This is a genomic window from Streptomyces sp. NPDC094034 (genome assembly GCF_040303865.1).
GTDB lineage: Bacteria > Actinomycetota > Actinomycetes > Streptomycetales > Streptomycetaceae > Streptomyces.
In genome coordinates this window covers 67034-83702 of sequence record NZ_JBEOUD010000015.1, presented here as the reverse complement: position 1 = coordinate 83702, position 16669 = coordinate 67034, and the positions used below count along the sequence as shown (strand labels likewise).

The window sequence follows — 16669 nt, the reverse complement described above, 5'->3', positions numbered from 1 at the left end:
ACCAGACTGACCCCTATGACACATGCCATGGAAACCTTGGAGTACGACGTTGTGGTGCTGGGCGCGGGACCGGTCGGTGAGAACGTCGCCGACCGGGCCAGGGCGGCCGGGCTCAGCACGGCGGTCGTCGAGAGCGAGCTCGTCGGCGGCGAGTGCTCGTACTGGGCCTGTATGCCGAGCAAGGCCCTGCTCCGCCCGGCGATCACCCGCGCCGACGCCCGCAGGGTCCCGGGCGTGAGCCAGGCCGTGCGGGGGCCGCTGGACGCCGAGGCCGTACTCGCCCACCGTGACGAGTTCACCAAGCACTGGAAGGACGACGGCCAGGTCGCGTGGCTCGACGGGATCGGCGCCGACCTCTACCGAGGACACGGCCGGCTGGACGGCGCGAAGAAGGTCGCCGTCACGGGGCCCGAGGGCGACACCCAGGTCCTGATCGCCCGCCACGCCGTCGCCGTATGTACGGGCAGCCGGGCCGTACTGCCCGATCTCCCGGGACTCGCCGCCATCAAGCCCTGGACCAGCCGCGAGGCGACCAGTTCCTCGCGTGTTCCGGGGCGGCTCGTGGTCGTCGGCGGGGGAGTGGTGGGCGTGGAGATGGCCACCGCGTGGCGGGCGCTCGGCTCCGATGTCACGCTGCTGGTCCGCGGTGACCGTCTGCTGCCGAGGATGGAGTCCTTCGCCGGTGAGCTGGTCGCCAAGTCGCTGACCAAGGCGGGCGCCACGGTCCGAACGGGCGCCTCGGTCAGCGCGGTCGAGCGCGACGGCGGCACCGGTACCGTGACCGTGACGCTGGCCGACGGCGAGCGTATCGAGTGCGACGAGGTCCTCTTCGCCACCGGGCGCGCCCCGCGCACGGACGACCTCGGTCTCGCGTCGGTCGGCCTGGAACCGGGCTCCTGGCTGACCGTCGACGACAGTTGCCGGGTCGAGGGCAGCGACTGGCTCTACGGGGTCGGGGACGTCAACCGCCGCGCCCTCCTCACCCATCAGGGCAAGTACCAGGCACGTATCGCGGGAGCCGCGATCGTGGCGAGGGCCCAGGGCGTACCGACCCTGGACGCCGGCCCCTGGGGCAACCACGCCGCCACCGCCGACCATCTCGCCGTCACCCAGGTCGTCTTCACCGAGCCGGAAGTCGCCTCCGTGGGCCTCACCCTCGCCGAGGCCGAGGCGGCGGGCCATCGCGTCCGCGCGGTCGACTACGACCTGGCCGGGGTCGCGGGCGCGGCCCTCTACGCCGACGGCTACCGAGGCCGGGCCCGCATGATCGTCGACCTGGACCGTGAGATCCTGCGGGGCGTGACCTTCACCGGTCCCGCCGTCGGCGAAATGCTCCACTCCGCCACGATCGCGGTCGTCGGCGAGGTCCCGATCGACCGCCTGTGGCACGCGGTTCCGGCGTACCCGACGATCAGCGAGGTGTGGCTGCGACTGCTGGAGACCTACCGGGGGTAGGGCGCGTCCGGGTGTGACCCACGGCCGCGAAGACCACCGGCCAGGGCCAGAGTGACCGCGAGGGAGGCCGTCGCCGTCAGCGCCATCGCCGTCGAGGGCGAGGTGTGCTGGGCGACGGCTCCCGCGAGGGCCGCCCCCACACCCTGCATGGTGAGCATCCCGGAGGTGTGCAGCCCGAGGGCGTGGCCGCTCAGCTCCTCGGGTGTGATGGCCATCAGCCGCTCCTGGAGCAGCAGATTCGACGCGTAGCCGACCGAGGCGAGGACGACGGCGGCCACCGCGAGCGGCAGCGCCGGGCGCAGGGCGAAGAGCGGGTACGGGGCGGCGAGCAGCAGGCACAGCGGTATGCCGAGCCGTCCGCGCCACCGCGAGGGGACGAACCTGCCGATCGCGACGTCCCCGGCCAGCATGCCGAGCGCCGCGACGGTGAAGAGGAGCCCCGCGTGCTGGGGCGCGTAGGGGATGAAAAGGGATTCGCAGCCGACGATCAGCCCGTTCGGCACCCAGAGGGCGAGATACACGTGGCGACGGGGCCCGGGGGACAGCAACGACACGTTGTTCCGCCAGGTCTCGCGCACCGACGGCCGCCCGGTGGCGCGCGGCGGGCGCCGGGCCAGACCGCACCGGGCCACGGCGGCCGAGACGAGATACAGCGCGGCGCCGACGAGCAGGGTGCCGCGCGGCGCCAGGGCGGCCACCAGCACACCGCCGACGGCGAATCCGCCGATCTGTGTGGCACCGGCGGACATATTGAACAGGGAGCGGCCCAGCAGATGACCCTTCCTGGGGAGAATTTGGTTCAGCAGCCCGTAGCGCACCCCGCCGACCGGCGAGGCGATCGTCCCGAGGCCCAGAAGGACCGCGAAGACGGCCCACCCGGGCAGGCCCGGGACGGCCTGGAGGGCGGTGCCGAGGGCGAAGAGCAGCGCCGTGCCCGTCAGCGCGGCGCGCGGCGGCAGCCGGTCGGCCGCCGACAGCAGGGTGGCCGCGCCGACCGCCTGAGCGAGGGCCGGGCCGGACATGGCGAGGCCGGAGAGCAGGGGCGAGCCGGTCTCGGTGTAGATCAGTATGCCCAGGGCCGGTCCGCTCACCGCCTGGGCCGCCGTCTGCCCGGCGGAGGTGAGAAACAGCGGGGTGAACTCCGGTGTCCGGAAGAGATCTTGATAGGTGCGCATGGCCGGAGTCTCAGCGGCACTTCCGCGAGAGCGTTACTGTTTCGCGGGGAGGCGAAACCATTGGGGTACTGGCTGGTCAGCGCGGACACGCTCGCGGAGAGCCGGTTCGTCGTGTCCCCGCTCGCCGAGACCACCGCGAGCCTGAAGATCCTGGAGCGGGGCACCGCCGCGCATCCGGGCGAGCGTGCCTGGCTCGACGCGTATCTGCCCGTCTACCGGGAGCGGTTGGCCGACGACCCGGTCACCGCGCTGCTCGTACGGGCCGGGCTGGGGCGCGGCTGGAACGCGACCTTCCTCACCCCCACGCCGACGGGTGAGGGCGAGCAGACGTTCACGGACGAGCTGGCGCGGATCCGCGAGACGCCCGCCGAGACGGCCCGCGCCGATCTGGCCGAGTCGCTGGCGGGACCGCTCCCCGCCCGGCTGCGCCGGTCCGATCTGCCGACGCGCGCCGCCGATCTGCTGGCGTGGGTGTGGACGGAGACGGTCCTGCCCCACTGGCCGCGGCGGCGGGGCATCATCGAGGCCGATGTCGTCGCGCGGACAGGGCAGTTGAGCCAGGGTGGCTGGGCCGCCGCTCTGGACGGCCTGCGCCCGGGAATGCGCTGGCAGGGCGAGGGCCGGCTGCGGATCAACGCGGAGGACTATCCGCAACTGGAGCTGTCCGGGGCGCGGTTGATGTTCGTCCCGGTCACCCCCGGCCGTGGCTGGGTCTCCTGGGACACCGCGCACCGGTACGCCGTGGTGTACCCGTGCTCGGGCGCGCTGGCCGAGCCGGACCGGGCGCCGGTGCCCGAGTCCCTGGGCGCGCTGCTCGGGACGGCACGGGCGGGCGTCCTCGTCCTCCTGGACGCGCCGAAGAGCACCACGCAGCTGGTGGCGCTGACCGGGCAGGGACTGGGGTCGGTGGGCCGCCATCTCAAGGTGCTGCTCGACGCGGGGCTGGTGCGGCGCCGACGTAGCGGGCGGTCCGTGCTCTATTACCGCACGGACGCCGGGCAGGTCCTGATGGATGCCCAACGGCGTGAGTGAGGGAGGCGTATCCCGCACCGTCGCGAGCGGTCGCCAGCCGCCCCGGGCCGCCCGAGCCGCCCCCGCGGGGGCTTCGTGGTCGCCGATTCATCCGATGGATATGGACGCGGCAACCGAATCCGGTCCTGAAAGGAGCATTGACAGGTTCAGGACATGCTTTAATCATCGGATCTCATGACGGAATTTCCCAGACGCCATGTACTCGGAATGACGGCAGGGGCGGCAATCGGCGCCGCTCTGGTCCACCCGGCCACCGCCGACGCGAGTCCGCGCACCACGTTGCCAGGGGCGGATACGGAGGGGGGAGGCGGTGACTGGGGCACGGTCCCGGCCGCTCTCCCCGTGCCCCTGGAGAGCTGGTTCGACAACGACGGCATCGACACCGCGGACGCCCGCGGTGGGAACTTCGACGGCTCCGGCTACACCTTTCCCGGCGAGGAACTGCCCGCCGGGGAGGTGGAGATCGACGGACTGGCCTATCTCTTTCCGGCCGCCACGGCGGGCGCGAAGAACAACATCGTCGCTCTCGGACAGCGCCTCGAACTGCCGCCGGGCCACTATCTGTCCGGCCATTTCCTGACCGCCAGCAGCTATGGCGAGACCTCGGGAGAGGCCACCGTCCACTACGCGGACGGCACCACCTCGACCGGCGCACTCGGCGGCCCCGACTGGTACGGGGGCAAGGGTGCCCTCGTCGCCCCGTACCGCTACGACCCCACCGGCGCCAAGGACCCGCACCAGGTCGTGATCGCCGCCGCCACGATCGCCATCGACCCGGGCAGGGAGGCGGTGGCACTCACCCTGCCGGTCACCCGCCCCGCCGAGGCGAACTCCTCCTCGCTGCACGTCTTCGCGCTCTCCCTCCAACCGGCCGTCGAGGGGCGGGCCCTGGCGGTACGCGGCGCGCGCTCGACGACCTCCGCGCTGGACCACGGCGCGCAGAGCGTCGAGGCCACGGTCGTCAACGCGGGAACGGTGGGCATCCTCGCCGCCGACGGGCTCAGCCTCTCCGTGGACGTCCCGGGCGCCCGTACGGTCGCGCCGGCCCGTGTCACCCGGCTCGCTCCCGGCGAGGAGACCCGCGTACGGATCGGCATCCGCCCCGGCCCCGGGACCGCGCCGGGGACCAGCAGGGACGGCCGGATCGTCGCCCGGGGGCGGGGGCAGCAGGCTGCCGAGGTCCGCCGTTCCCTCACCCTGGGAGTGCCCGACTTCCTGCCGACCGACGACTCCCTGAACACGCATCAGGCGCCGTACTGGTTCCAGGACGCGAAGTTCGGCATCTTCATCCACTGGGGGATCTACTCCGTGCCCGCGTGGGCGCCGGTCGGCGTGCAGTACGCCGAGTGGTACTGGTCCCAGATGCAGGACCCGAACAACCCCACGCACGCGTACCACCGCCAGACCTACGGAGAGTCGTTCGCCTACGACGACTTCATCCCGCGCTTCCGCGCCGAGCGCTTCGACCCACGCTCCTGGGTGGAGTTGTTCCGGGACGCCGGCGCCCAATACCACGTGCTGACCTCCAAGCACCACGAGGGATTCGCCCTCTGGGACACCAAGGTCTCCGACCGCAACTCGGTGAAGATGGGCCCGAGGCGCGATCTGATCAGGGAGCTCTTCGACGCCTCCCGCCGCTACACCCCGCAGCTGCACCGAGGTCTGTACTTTTCGATGCCGGAGTGGTTCAACCCCGACCACCCGTGGCAGGGGCACGCGCCGCGCAATCCGTACACCCTGGAACCCGTCCCCTACACCGGCCACTTCGCGGGCCAGGACTACATCAAGGACCTCCAGGCCGCGCAGATGCTGGAACTGATCGAGGGATACGACCCCGAGATCCTCTGGTGCGACATCGGCGGCGACAACGACAGCCATCGCGTCCTGGCGGAGTACTTCAACCACGCGAAGAACCGCGCACGCCCCATCGAGGTGACCGTCAACAACCGCTCGGGCATCGGCCCGCACGACTTCACCACGCCCGAGTACACGACGTACGACACGGTCGTCACCGCGAAGTGGGAGGCCAGCCGGGGGCTCGACCCGCGCTCCTACGGCTACAACCAGGCCACTCCCGACGACAAGTACATGACGACCGAGGAAGTCATCCACTCCCTCGTCGACATCGTCTCCAAGAACGGCAACTTCCTGCTCGACATCGGCCCCCGGGCGGACGGCACCATCCCCGAGATCATGGAGCGCAGGCTCCGGGAGACCGGGGAGTGGCTGAAGGTCAACGGCGAGGCGATCTACGGCAGTACGTACTGGGCGAGGATGCCGCAGCTCGGCGAGGACCTGCGCTTCACGGTCAGGCCGGAGAAGGCGTTCTACATCCACTCGCTCACCCGGCCGGGCAGCACCCTGACGGTCGGGGCCCCGGTGCCCGTCAGGCCCGGGGACCGGGTGACTCTGCTCGGCCACGACCGGCCGCTGAGCTGGCGTACGACCGGCGGCAAGCTGGTCGTCGACGTGCCGTCGGCGGCGCGCGGGTCCGGGCAGCACGTCTGGGTGTTCAAGATCGACTGGCGGTCCTGAGGCGGTAAGGGGGGCCGGGGGCGGGAGTCGGCACCCGCCCCCGGCCCGGTGGTCAGCAGATACCGTCCCCCGGCTTGGGGTTGCTCAGCGCGAACAGCGGACGCAGCCGCAGGCCGGCCCAGGTGCCCAGGATCGCGACGGCCCCCCAGATCCAGCCGTGCAGACTGCCCGAGGCGATGCCCGCCAGATAGGCGCCGATATTGCAGCCACCGGCCAGCCGGGCGCCGACACCCATCAGCACACCGCCCAGCACCGCGGCGACGGCGGTCCGCCACGGCACGCCACGATGGAGCGTCCACGTGCCGCCGAGCGCCGCCGCCACCGCCGCGCCGATCATGATGCCGATGTCGGTCAGGCTGTTCTTGTCGGCGAGCACCGGGCCCGCCAGCATCTGCGCGTTGTTGGGCTGCTGCCAGAACGTCCAGGTCTCCGGATGGCCACCGAGGGCACGTACCAGCTCGGCGCCCCAGAGGCTGAACGCGCTGGTGACGCCCCAGGCGCCACCGGAGACCAGCAGGACACCGGCGCCGAGCACGGACAGCGCCAGAGCGCCGGCGGCCAGCGGCCAGGAGCCGCGCAGCACCCGTGCGGCGGCGCCGCGCGCGGACGGTACGGGACCGATGGGCGGCGGGTTGCGGCGGGCCTGGACGCGCCGCGAGACGAGCACGATGAGCGCGAGCGCCAGCATGGTCACGGCCCAGGAGCCGAACCAGCCGATGTGGTCGGCCAGGACGACCGGCTCGAACGCGGGCAGGTCCTTCCAGAGGCCGAACTGCCAGGCGGCGAGCGTCGAGCCGGCGATGAAGCCACCCAGGGTGAGCACGATCGACGACTGCCCGGAACCGACCGCGAACAGGGTGCCCGAGGCGCACGCGCCGCCGAGCTGCATGCCCACGGCGAACAGGAACGAACCGGCCAGCAGCCCCACGCCCAGGGGCCCGGCCGACGGCGCGGGCACCGAACCGAACAGCCCGGTGCCGGTGCCGATCAGCAGCGCGAACAGGGTCGCCGTGGTCCCGAGCAGCAGGGTGTGGGCGCGCAGTCCGGTGCCATTGCCGACGGCGACGAGCTGCCGCCACGCGGAGGTGAAGCCGAAGCGCGAGTGGAAGAGCGCCACGCCGAGACCGAGGCCGAGCAGCAGGAGCACACCGGGCCGCGCCCCATGGGCGGACCACACATAACCGGTCAGCGCCACGGCGATCAGCGCGGACACGGCGAGCGGCACCCGGCGCACGGGCGGGGCGGGGGGTGCCTCGGGACGGGGCAGGGAGGTGGGGGAGGGGGCGAGCAGGGCGGCGGGCTTCGTCGCCTCCACGGACGGTGCGGTCATCGCGGGGGTCTCCGGGGACGGGGTGCGGGACGGGAACGGGGTACGGGGTACGGGGTACGGGACGGGGTACGGAAGGGGCCGGCGCATCAGGAGTTGGCCGCCGACGGCCGGAGCGGCGGACGTCCGGCATCCCGCGCACACGGGTTCCGCGGACAACGGTGTTCGTCAGTACGTGTTCGTCGGTTACGGGTTCGGCGGCGACCGAATCAGCGACGACAGGTTGAGCGGCGACAGAGGCCGTCGTCGACACACCACGCCGAGTTCGCGAAGAGCGCGAGACAGAGGAGGCGAGCGGGTGCGGACATGCGGATGAGCATAACGGCCGGATTCCGCCTTGTGGAGCGGTGTCTCGCCATACGGTCGGTGCGCACCGCCGGGCCCGCCGGGACGCCGTCAGACCTTGGCGGAGCTCCGCGCCGACGCGGGCCAGCGCGTGTGGAGGGCGTCGATACGGTAGTCGTGACCGTGCCACCACCCGGCGCCGGTGGCCACCGCGTCCCGTACGTGCGGATGTCCGGCGGGGAGTGCGCTGTGCACATGACCGAGGTGGCCGGGGTCCCGGCGCGGCCAGAGGACGACCGCCGCGACGGCCGCGGCCAGCGAGACCCCGGCCAGCGCTCCGGCCGCCGTGGACAGGCCCGCCCATACGGCCAGCGACCCCGCCAGGGGATAGCTGAGCAGCCAGCAGCCGTGGGACAGCGAGAATCGCGCGGCGAAGGCGGCCGGCAGATCGGCGGCCGTCGCGGAGCGGCGCAGCAGGCGCGCGCTCGGCGTGAGCACCACGGACGAGGCGGCTCCCAGCAGGGCCCAGGCGGCGAGCAGGGCGGGCCATGCCCACCGGCCGGGCGCCACGGCCGTGCCCAGCGAGAGCGCGGCCAGCACACCGGGCAGCACGAACGCCGCGGGCAGCATCAGCGCCCGGTCGCCGGCCCGGTCCAGCAGGCGGGGCAGCAGCAGGGCGGCGGCCATGGACCCGCCGCCGAAGGCGCCCAGCGCCCAAGGGATGTCGCCGGCGCTCCGGTGGAGGCTGTCGCGCACCAGCACCACCGTGTTGACGGTGACCATGGCGCCACCCGCCGCCACCGCCAGATCGAGGCAGAGCAGGGCCCGCAGCCTGGGGGTGGCGAAGAACAGCCGGGCGCCCATGGACGCCTTGGGGCGCCCGCTCCCGGTGCGTTCCACCGGTGCGGGTGCGGGCAGCAGTACGGAGACCACCAGCGTGGCCGAGGCGAGGAAGCCCAGCGCGGTGCCCGCGAACAGCCAGTTGTAGGAGATCGCGGTCAGCAGCCCGGCCGCCAGCGCAGGGCTGAACAGACTCTCCAGGTCGTACGCCAGCCGCGAGAGCGACAGGGCCCGCGTGTAGTCGCGCTCCTCGGGCAGCAGTCGCGGAATCGTCGCCTGGAACGCCGGGGTGAAGGCCGCCGAGGCGCACTGGAGCAGGAAGATCAGGACATAGACCTGCCACACCTGGGTGACGAAGGGGAGCGAGAACGCGACACCGGCGCGGAGCAGATCCATCGACACCAGCAGCGCGCGCCGTGGAATCCGGCCGGCGAGGGCGCCGACGAGGGGCGCGATGCCCACGTACGCGACCATTTTGATGGCCAGGGCCGTCCCGAGGACGGCGGACGCGTCCGCTCCCGCCAGGTCGTAGGCGAGCAGGCTCAGCGCGACGGTGGCGAGCCCGGTGCCCACGAGCGCGACGACCTGGGCCGTGAACAGATGCCGATAGGTGCGGTTGCGCAGCACAGCGAACATGCGACTGTCCTTGGCCGACGGTCGGGTGCGTCATCCCAATCTAATGCACATGTGCGCATCCACGCACGTGTTGGGGGCGCCACCGCGGCCCGGGAGGCTCAGTCGTGCCAAGGCTCGCCGGTGACCTGGTGGTTGGCGTGGCTGATCGCCTCCACCACCAGTCGGCGGAGATGTCCGTCCGTGAGCGCGTACACGACATGACGGCCGTCCTTGCGCGACCGCACCAGCTCCGCCAGCCGCAACTTGGCCAGATGCTGACTCACCGCGGGCCGCGCCGCTCCGCACGCGGCCGCCAGCGCGGTCACATCGGACTCACCCCGGGTCAGCAGCCACACCAGATGCAGTCGGGTGGGGTCGGCGAGCAGCGAGAACACCGCCGCCGCCGCGGCCAGTTCGGAGGTGCCGGGCGTGTGTTGATGCGCATCGCTCGCTGGTGAGGATCCATGGCGTCCGGGCATGGGCCCATCGTAGGCGCGGCGCGGGAAACGCTCCCCGGCCGCCGTCGCCGCCGCGAGCCCGCGGCGCCCGCCGCCCCCTGACCGGGGAGGGCGGGGCCGCGGGCCCGGTGTCACGGTGTCGGTGAGGCCGGGGCCGGGGCCGGGAGCGTGGCCCGGACCTCCCGGGCCGCCGCGACCAGGTTCTCCAGCGCGGCACGGACCTCCGGCCAGCCACGGGTCTTCAGCCCGCAGTCCGGGTTGACCCAGAGCCGTTCGGCCGGCACCGCCCCAAGTCCCTTGCGCAGCAGGTCCACCACCTCCCCGGTGGACGGGACGCGGGGTGAGTGGATGTCGTACACACCCGGGCCGACCTCGCGCGGATAGCCCGCCTCGGCCAGTTCGTCGGCGACCCGCATATGGGAGCGCGCGGCCTCCAGACTGATCACATCGGCGTCCAGCGCGTCGATCGCGGGAAGGATGTCACCGAACTCCGCGTAGCACATATGCGTATGGATCTGGGTGTCCGCGCGGACCCCGCCGGTGGTGATGCGGAACGCCTCGGTCGCCCAGTCGAGATACGCCTGGTGATCACGGGCCCGCAGCGGCAGCGTCTCACGCAGCGCGGGCTCGTCCACCTGGATCACGCAAGCGCCCGCGCTCTCCAGATCGTCGACCTCGTCGCGCAGCGCGAGGGCGACCTGCCGCGCCGTGTCACCGAGCGGCTGGTCGTCCCGTACGAACGACCATGCCAGCATGGTGACCGGGCCGGTCAGCATGCCCTTGACCGGCCGGCCGGTGAGGGACTGGGCGTATGCCGTCCAGCGCACTGTCATCGGGGCGGGGCGGGAGATGTCCCCGGCGAGGATCGGCGGCCGGACATAGCGGGTGCCGTACGACCGCACCCAGCCGTGCCGCGTGGCGAGGTAGCCGACGAGCTGTTCGGCGAAGTACTGCACCATGTCGTTGCGTTCGGGCTCGCCGTGCACCAGGACGTCGATGCCGGTCTCCTCCTGGAACGAGATGACCTCACGGATCTCCGCCTCGATCCGCTTGTCGTACCCCGCCGCGTCGATACGGCCGGCCCGTAGATCGGCGCGGGCCGTGCGCAACTCCGTGGTCTGCGGGAACGAGCCGATGGTCGTCGTCGGCAGCAACGGCAGCCCCAGACGGTCACGTTGGGCCTCCGCACGCTTCTCGTACGGCTGGGGGCGGCGGCTGTCCGCGTCCGTGACGGCCGCGGCCCGTGCGCGAACGGCCGGGTCGTTGGTCAGCGCCGATCCCGCCCTTGAAGCCAAGTCGGCACGGTTGGCCGCCAGTTCGGCCGTGATGGCGCCGGTGCCCCGCGCCAGACCACGGGCCAGCGTGACGATCTCCTCGGTCTTCTGCTGGGCGAAGGCGAGCCAGCGGGCGATCCCCGGATCGATCTCGCGCTCGGCCGTGACGTCCAGCGGCACGTGCGACAGGGAGCAGGAGGACGTGACATCCACCTGTCCGGCGAGGCCGAGGAGCGTGCCGAGGACCGACAGGGACTTCTCGAAGTCGTTGATCCAGACGTTACGGCCGTTGACCACACCAGCGAGGAGACGCTTGCCGGGCAAGCCGCCGACCGCCGCCAGCTCATCGAGATTCGCCGCCGCGGGCCCGGTGAAGTCCAGCCCGAGCCCCTCGATGGGGGACTTGGCCAGTACGGACAGGGCCGCGCCGAGCTTGTCGAAGTACGAGGCGACCAGCAGCTTCGGCCGGTCGGTGAGGGAGCCCAGATCACGGTAGGCGCGGTTGGCGGCGTTCAGTTCGGCCAGGGAACGCTCCGCCACCAGGGCGGGCTCGTCCAACTGGACCCACTCGGCGCCCGCCGCGCGCAGATCGGCGAGCACCTCCGCGTACACGGGCAGCAGCCGGTCCAGCAGGGTCAGCGGCTCGAAGTCGGCGGCGACCCCGGGGGCCGGCTTCGCCAGCAGCAGATAGGTGACCGGACCGACCAGCACCGGACGTGCCGTCAGACCGAGCGCGAGGGCTTCCCGGAACTCGTCGGCCTGCTTGCCGGAATCGGCGGTGAAGACGGTGTCGGGCCCCAACTCCGGCACCAGGTAGTGGTAGTTGGTGTCGAACCACTTGGTCATCTCCAGCGGCGTCACCTCCCGCGTGCCGCGCGCCATCGCGAAGTACCCGTCCAGGGGGTCCGCTTCGACGGCGGCGCGGTGCCTGGCGGGGATCGCGCCGACCATGACACTGGTGTCCAGGACATGGTCGTAGTACGAGAAGTCACCGGTCGGCACCTCATGGACACCGGCGTCGGCGAGCCGGCGCCAGGTGGCGCGGCGCAGTTCGGCCGCGGTGTCCCGGAGGGCGTCGGCGGTGATCCGGCCCTTCCAGTAGCCCTCGACGGCCTTCTTGAGTTCCCGGTTCGGGCCCTGACGGGGATAGCCGTACACGGTGGCCCGGGCTGCCGCGGCTGCGGACTTCGTGGTCAAGGGACTCTCCTTCGCGAGTATGTCTCCCAAGATCCCGGCGACGGACCGCGGGCGCGAAGAGCCGAACAGATCCGGCGGGCCGGCGGCGTCGTGCCGCCACGGATACCCGCCCGATATGTACGCCGACCCGCCCTCGAGGTCACCGAGATCTCCGCGCGCACCGGTGGCGCGCGGGCAGTGGCAGGTCTTCGGACTCGCGGGCGCGTCCCGTACCCGTACGCGCGGATGAACGCGCGTACCGACAGGGACTCCTACTGGCCGTCGCTTCCCGGGTCCGGCTCGGACCCAGTGCTGATGACGGCGGTCGTTCCCACTCACCGCTGCGGGGCAGTCCCGGATTTCCACCGGGTTCCCTCTTACGACGCGCCTGCCCGGCTGGCAGGGCGAACCGACTGCACCAGCCACCTTAGGCGCTGAAGCGGATCACCGACAGCACGGTTCATATTTCGGCCATCCGATGGTCCCCGACCCGTCCGCCGACCGGGCGTCACGCCCCGGACAGCAGCTCCTCGATCAGAGCGCCCACCTGCGCGGTCTCGATCAGGAAGCCGTCGTGCCCGTACGGCGACTCGATGATCCTGAGCCGGTCGGCCCCGGGGATGGCGGCGGCCAGCTCCGCCTGCTGGGCCGGCGGATAGAGCCGGTCGGAGTCGACCCCCGCGATCAGGGCCGGCATCCGGACCCGGCGCAGGGCCGCCGCCGCGCCACCGCGGCCCCGGCCCACGTCATGGCCGTTCATCGCTTCGGTGAGGGTCACATAACTGCCCGCGTCGAACCGTCGCACCAGCTTCGCGGCGTGATGGTCGAGATACGACTCGACCTGGTACCGGCCGCCCTGCCAGGGATGGCCGCCCCGCTGCGGCTCCCGGCCGAACCGGGCGCCGAGCTCCGGCTCGCTGCGGTAGGTCACATGCGCGATGCGCCGGGCGATCCCCAGCCCCCGGTGCGGACCGCCGCCGGCCGGGGCGTCGTGGTAACGGCCCCCCTGCCACCCGGGGTCCGAACGGATCGCCGCGATCTGGACGGCGCCCCAGGCGATCTGCTCCGCGGAGGAGGCGGCGGGACACGCGAGGACCAGCAGCGAGCCGGTGCGCTCCGGCCGGCCGACAGCCCATTCGAGGGCGCGCATACCCCCCATGGACCCGCCGATGACCGCGGCCCAGCGCGCTATCCCCAGCGCGTCGGCGAGGGCCGCCTCGGCGGCCACCTGGTCGCGCTGGGTCAGATATGGGAACGCCGGCCCCCAGCGGCCACCGCCCGGCCGCGCCGAGGAGGGGCCGGTACTGCCCTGACAGCCGCCGAGCACATTCGGGGCGACCACGAACCAGCGAGTGGTGTCGAGCGCCCGGCCCGGACCGACCAGGGCATCCCACCACCCCCCTGTGGGATGCCCCGGCCCGGCCGGTCCCGCGACATGGCTGTCCCCCGTCAGCGCGTGCAGGACCAGCACCGCGTTCGAGCCGTCGGGAGCGAGCCGCCCCCATGTCTCGTACGCGAGCCGGACTCCGGGCAGCGCCCCGCCCGCCTCCAGCGGGAGCGGACCGTCGAGCGTCACCCAGGAGCGGCGGCCGGCCGGATCCCCCTCCTGCCAGCCACCGGTGACCGGCGGGAGGGGGAGCGTGGCCGAGTCGGCGGACGTGTTCAGGACGACGCCTTCGCGGCGCGGAACCCCGCCTCCAGATCGGCCTTGAGATCGGCCACGTTCTCCAGCCCCACCGAGAGCCGCACCAGCCCCGGAGCCGTGCCCGTCGCCGCCAGCTCCTCCTCGCCGAGCTGACTGTGGGTGGTCGACGCCGGATGGATGATGAGACTGCGCACATCACCGATATTGGCGAGATGGCTGAAGAGTTCGACCCCGTCCACGAACCGCTTGCCCGCCTCGACCCCGTCACGCAGTTCGAACGCGAGGACCGCGCCGGCGCCGTGCGGAAGGTAGCGCCGCCCGGCCTGGTACCAGCGGTTGGACGCCAGCCCCGGGTAGTGGACGGCGGAGACCTCGTCCCGCTGCTCCAGCCACTCGGCGAGCGCCAGCGCGTTGGAGGTGTGCCGCTCGACGCGCAGACTCAGCGTCTCCACGCCCTGGAGCAGCAGGAACGCCGAGTGCGGGGAGAGCGCGGGGCCGATGTCGCGCAGCAACTGCACCCTGAGCTTCACCGCGAAGGCACCCGGGCCCAGGTCAGGCCAGTAGCGCAGCCCGTGGTAACTGGCGTCCGGGGTATGGAAATCCGCGAACCGCTCGGTGTGCGCGCCGAAGTCGAACGTGCCCCCGTCGACCACCACCCCGCCGATGGTGGTGCCGTGCCCGCCGAGGAACTTCGTCGCCGAGTGCACCACGATGTCCGCGCCGTGTTCGATCGGGCGGAGCAGATAGGGCGTCGGGACGGTGTTGTCGACGATCAGCGGCAGCCCGGCGTCGTGCGCCGCGTCCGCCACCGCCCGTACGTCGAGGACATTGCCGCGCGGATTGCCCAGCGTCTCCGCGAACAGCGCCTTGGTGTGGGGGCGTACGGCGGCCCGCCAGGCGTCGATGTCGTCCGGATCGTCGACGAAGGACACCTCGATGCCGAAGCGGGGGAGCGTGTGCCGGAAGAGGTTGTATGTCCCGCCGTACAGCGAGGTGCTGGAGACGATGTGGTCCCCGGCGCGGGCGAGCGTCAGGATCGCCAGCGTCTCGGCGGCCTGCCCCGACGCGAGCGCGACGGCCGCGACCCCGCCCTCCAGAGCGGCGATCCGCTGTTCCAGCACATCCTGCGTGGGGTTGTGGATCCGGGTGTAGATATTGCCGGGCTCGGCGAGGGAGAACAGATCGGCCGCGTGCTGGGTGTCCTTGAAGACGAACGACGTCGTCTGGTAGATCGGCACCGCGCGGGCACCGGTCGTCGGGTCGGGCTCGGCGCCCGCGTGGATCTGCTTGGTCTCGAAGGACCATGAGGGACCGGCGTCCTGCCGGGAGATGTCCTCGGGAGTGTGTCCCCCGGTGATGGAGTCGACGGGCTGGCTCATATCAGGCCTCGCACGGGTTTCTCGGGACAGCGGAATCGCTTGATTACGGACCGTAGAGCCACCGGGTCATGGCAGGAAGCGCGCCGCGCGCATGGCCATGAACCCGCAACAATGCGGAAATACACAGCAGTCCGGCGAAGCCCCGTCAGGTCCGGCGGGGGCGTCTGCCCGCGCGGCGACGGCCGCGGTAGCGCTGCGCGAGGGGATGGGTGATCAGCAGGAAGGCGGTCGCGACCACGGCGATCGCCTCGGCGACGACGACGAGCTTCTTGTCGCCGAACCAGAGGGGCTCGTACATGTTCGGAATCGGGCCCAGCCGGCCGACATCGACATAGCGGTAGATCAGCAGCAGCGCCAGCCCGCCGGCCGCGACCATCCACGCGAAGAGATCCCCGGGCAGCCGCTGCCAGACCAGCACGAGCAGCGCGGCGAGCGACGCCAGGGCGGCCTCGATACGGAAGAGGTCGCCCTGGCTGATGGTCGCGGTGACCACGTCGTACTGGTCGGCCAGATGGGCGTGGAGATAGGCGTCCCACGCGAGCCCCGCCGCGGCCAGAAGCCGGGCCGCTCCGCGCAGCACACGGAGCTTCCGGCCGGAACCCGAGCGGACGCCGGAGGGCGCTGAGGACATCACTTCTCCCGGGGTTAGTAACCGCCGCCGGTGTTCCGCTGCGGAGTGGTGTTCTTCGTGCCCGACCTGCTGAGGACGTACCAGGTGTCGTGGAACGAGACATCGCCCTGGCCGTTGGTGTCACCGGGCTTGTGGTCACCCGTGAACCGGTACAGCGGGTGGCCGTTGTAAGTGACCTGCTTCGCGCCCTTGTCGCGGGTGGTGGTGGCGAGCAGATCCGCCTTCACCCCGCCGGTGCCCGCCTCGGGCTTGCCGCTGGTGAGCAGGGGTGGCCAGATTTTCACGCAGTCACCCGTACAGGTGGACTTGTTCTCCTTGTCCGCCTCGAAGAGATAGAGGGTCCGCCCCTCGCCGTCGACCAGGATCTTGCCGAGGGACGTGGATCTCGCGGACACCTTGCCGACGGCTGTCGGGGAGGGGGACGGGCGCGCGGAGGCGCTGGCGGTGACGGCCACGGGACGCTCGGCCGCGGCTGACTTCTTCGCCGGCGCACCACCGTCGCCGCCCGAACATCCCACGGCCGTCGCCGCGCACAGCAGGGTCGCGGCCATCGCGGTGGCACGGCTGATGATGGTCCCCATCGAGGCTCCTCGGATCCGGCCGCTCCACGGGCGGCGAGCCGCCCGACCGAGCACGGCGGCACCACCCACTACACGCCACGCCCCGCGACGCGGCCACCGGACAGAGCCGTCCGAATGTACGGGGCGGCGTGCGCGTCAGGGCGGCCCGCGACATGAAGATGCCCCGGCCGACCGTGCCCAGCGGGCCGGGTCGGCTGTTCACCACAGGGGAGTCCGACAGCGCACCGCACTGATCCGGGCCGGGGGGCCGTTCCCCATCCT

General features: G+C 72.1%; 12 protein-coding genes and 1 riboswitch. Of the genes, 3 read left to right on the top strand and 9 right to left on the bottom strand.

The annotated features are described in order from the left end of the window. Window positions 1–27 precede the first annotated feature (27 nt). Entirely contained in the window at window positions 28–1455 is a 1428-nt protein-coding gene (locus ABTZ59_RS16195; RefSeq protein ID WP_351396887.1) for a dihydrolipoyl dehydrogenase family protein, read from the top strand. Here ABTZ59_RS16195 and ABTZ59_RS16190 read toward each other — a convergent pair. Then, a complete protein-coding gene (locus tag ABTZ59_RS16190) occupies window positions 1443–2630 on the bottom strand; it encodes an MFS transporter (protein WP_351396884.1) in 1188 nt (395 codons plus the stop codon). The genes ABTZ59_RS16195 and ABTZ59_RS16190 overlap by 13 nt on opposite strands. Before the next feature lie 60 nt (window positions 2631–2690). On the opposite strand from ABTZ59_RS16190, the gene ABTZ59_RS16185 reads away from it, so the two are divergent. After that, entirely contained in the window at window positions 2691–3662 is a 972-nt protein-coding gene (locus ABTZ59_RS16185; protein ID WP_351396881.1) for an ArsR family transcriptional regulator, read from the top strand. Window positions 3663–3836: 174 nt separating this feature from the next. After that, on the top strand, window positions 3837–6197 hold the full coding sequence (locus ABTZ59_RS16180) for an alpha-L-fucosidase (protein WP_351396878.1): 2361 nt from the start codon (window positions 3837–3839) through the stop codon (window positions 6195–6197). Window positions 6198–6249: 52 nt separating this feature from the next. On the opposite strand, the gene ABTZ59_RS16175 is transcribed toward ABTZ59_RS16180, so the two are convergent. From ABTZ59_RS16175 to ABTZ59_RS16140, 8 genes are all read right to left on the bottom strand, one after another. Continuing rightward, complete coding sequence (locus ABTZ59_RS16175) at window positions 6250–7527, bottom strand: YeeE/YedE family protein (RefSeq protein ID WP_351396875.1); 1278 nt, start codon at window positions 7525–7527, stop codon at window positions 6250–6252. 393 nt (window positions 7528–7920) lie between these two features. Then, a complete protein-coding gene (locus ABTZ59_RS16170) occupies window positions 7921–9285 on the bottom strand; it encodes an MFS transporter (RefSeq protein ID WP_351396872.1) in 1365 nt (454 codons plus the stop codon). A 98-nt stretch (window positions 9286–9383) separates the two neighbouring features. Next, window positions 9384–9743 carry an ArsR/SmtB family transcription factor gene (locus ABTZ59_RS16165; RefSeq protein ID WP_351396869.1) on the bottom strand — a complete coding sequence of 120 codons (360 nt, stop codon included), beginning with the start codon at window positions 9741–9743 and terminating at the stop codon, window positions 9384–9386. A gap of 110 nt (window positions 9744–9853) precedes the next feature. Beyond that, window positions 9854–12193, bottom strand: coding sequence for a 5-methyltetrahydropteroyltriglutamate--homocysteine S-methyltransferase (gene metE, locus ABTZ59_RS16160; protein ID WP_351396866.1), 2340 nt, complete (start codon window positions 12191–12193; stop codon window positions 9854–9856). Window positions 12194–12355: 162 nt separating this feature from the next. Beyond that, window positions 12356–12602, bottom strand: a riboswitch (cobalamin riboswitch). 78 nt (window positions 12603–12680) lie between these two features. Continuing rightward, window positions 12681–13838 carry a homoserine O-acetyltransferase MetX gene (gene metX, locus ABTZ59_RS16155; RefSeq protein ID WP_351397095.1) on the bottom strand — a complete coding sequence of 386 codons (1158 nt, stop codon included), beginning with the start codon at window positions 13836–13838 and terminating at the stop codon, window positions 12681–12683. Then, window positions 13835–15196, bottom strand: a complete 1362-nt coding sequence (locus tag ABTZ59_RS16150; RefSeq protein ID WP_351396863.1) for a bifunctional o-acetylhomoserine/o-acetylserine sulfhydrylase — start codon at window positions 15194–15196, stop codon at window positions 13835–13837. The genes metX and ABTZ59_RS16150 overlap by 4 nt, the downstream gene beginning before the upstream one ends. 145 nt (window positions 15197–15341) lie before the next feature. After that, window positions 15342–15827 carry a hypothetical protein gene (locus ABTZ59_RS16145; RefSeq protein ID WP_351396860.1) on the bottom strand — a complete coding sequence of 162 codons (486 nt, stop codon included), beginning with the start codon at window positions 15825–15827 and terminating at the stop codon, window positions 15342–15344. 14 nt (window positions 15828–15841) lie between these two features. Further along, window positions 15842–16408 carry a COG4315 family predicted lipoprotein gene (locus tag ABTZ59_RS16140; RefSeq protein WP_351396857.1) on the bottom strand — a complete coding sequence of 189 codons (567 nt, stop codon included), beginning with the start codon at window positions 16406–16408 and terminating at the stop codon, window positions 15842–15844. Between the last annotated feature and the right edge of the window lie 261 nt (window positions 16409–16669).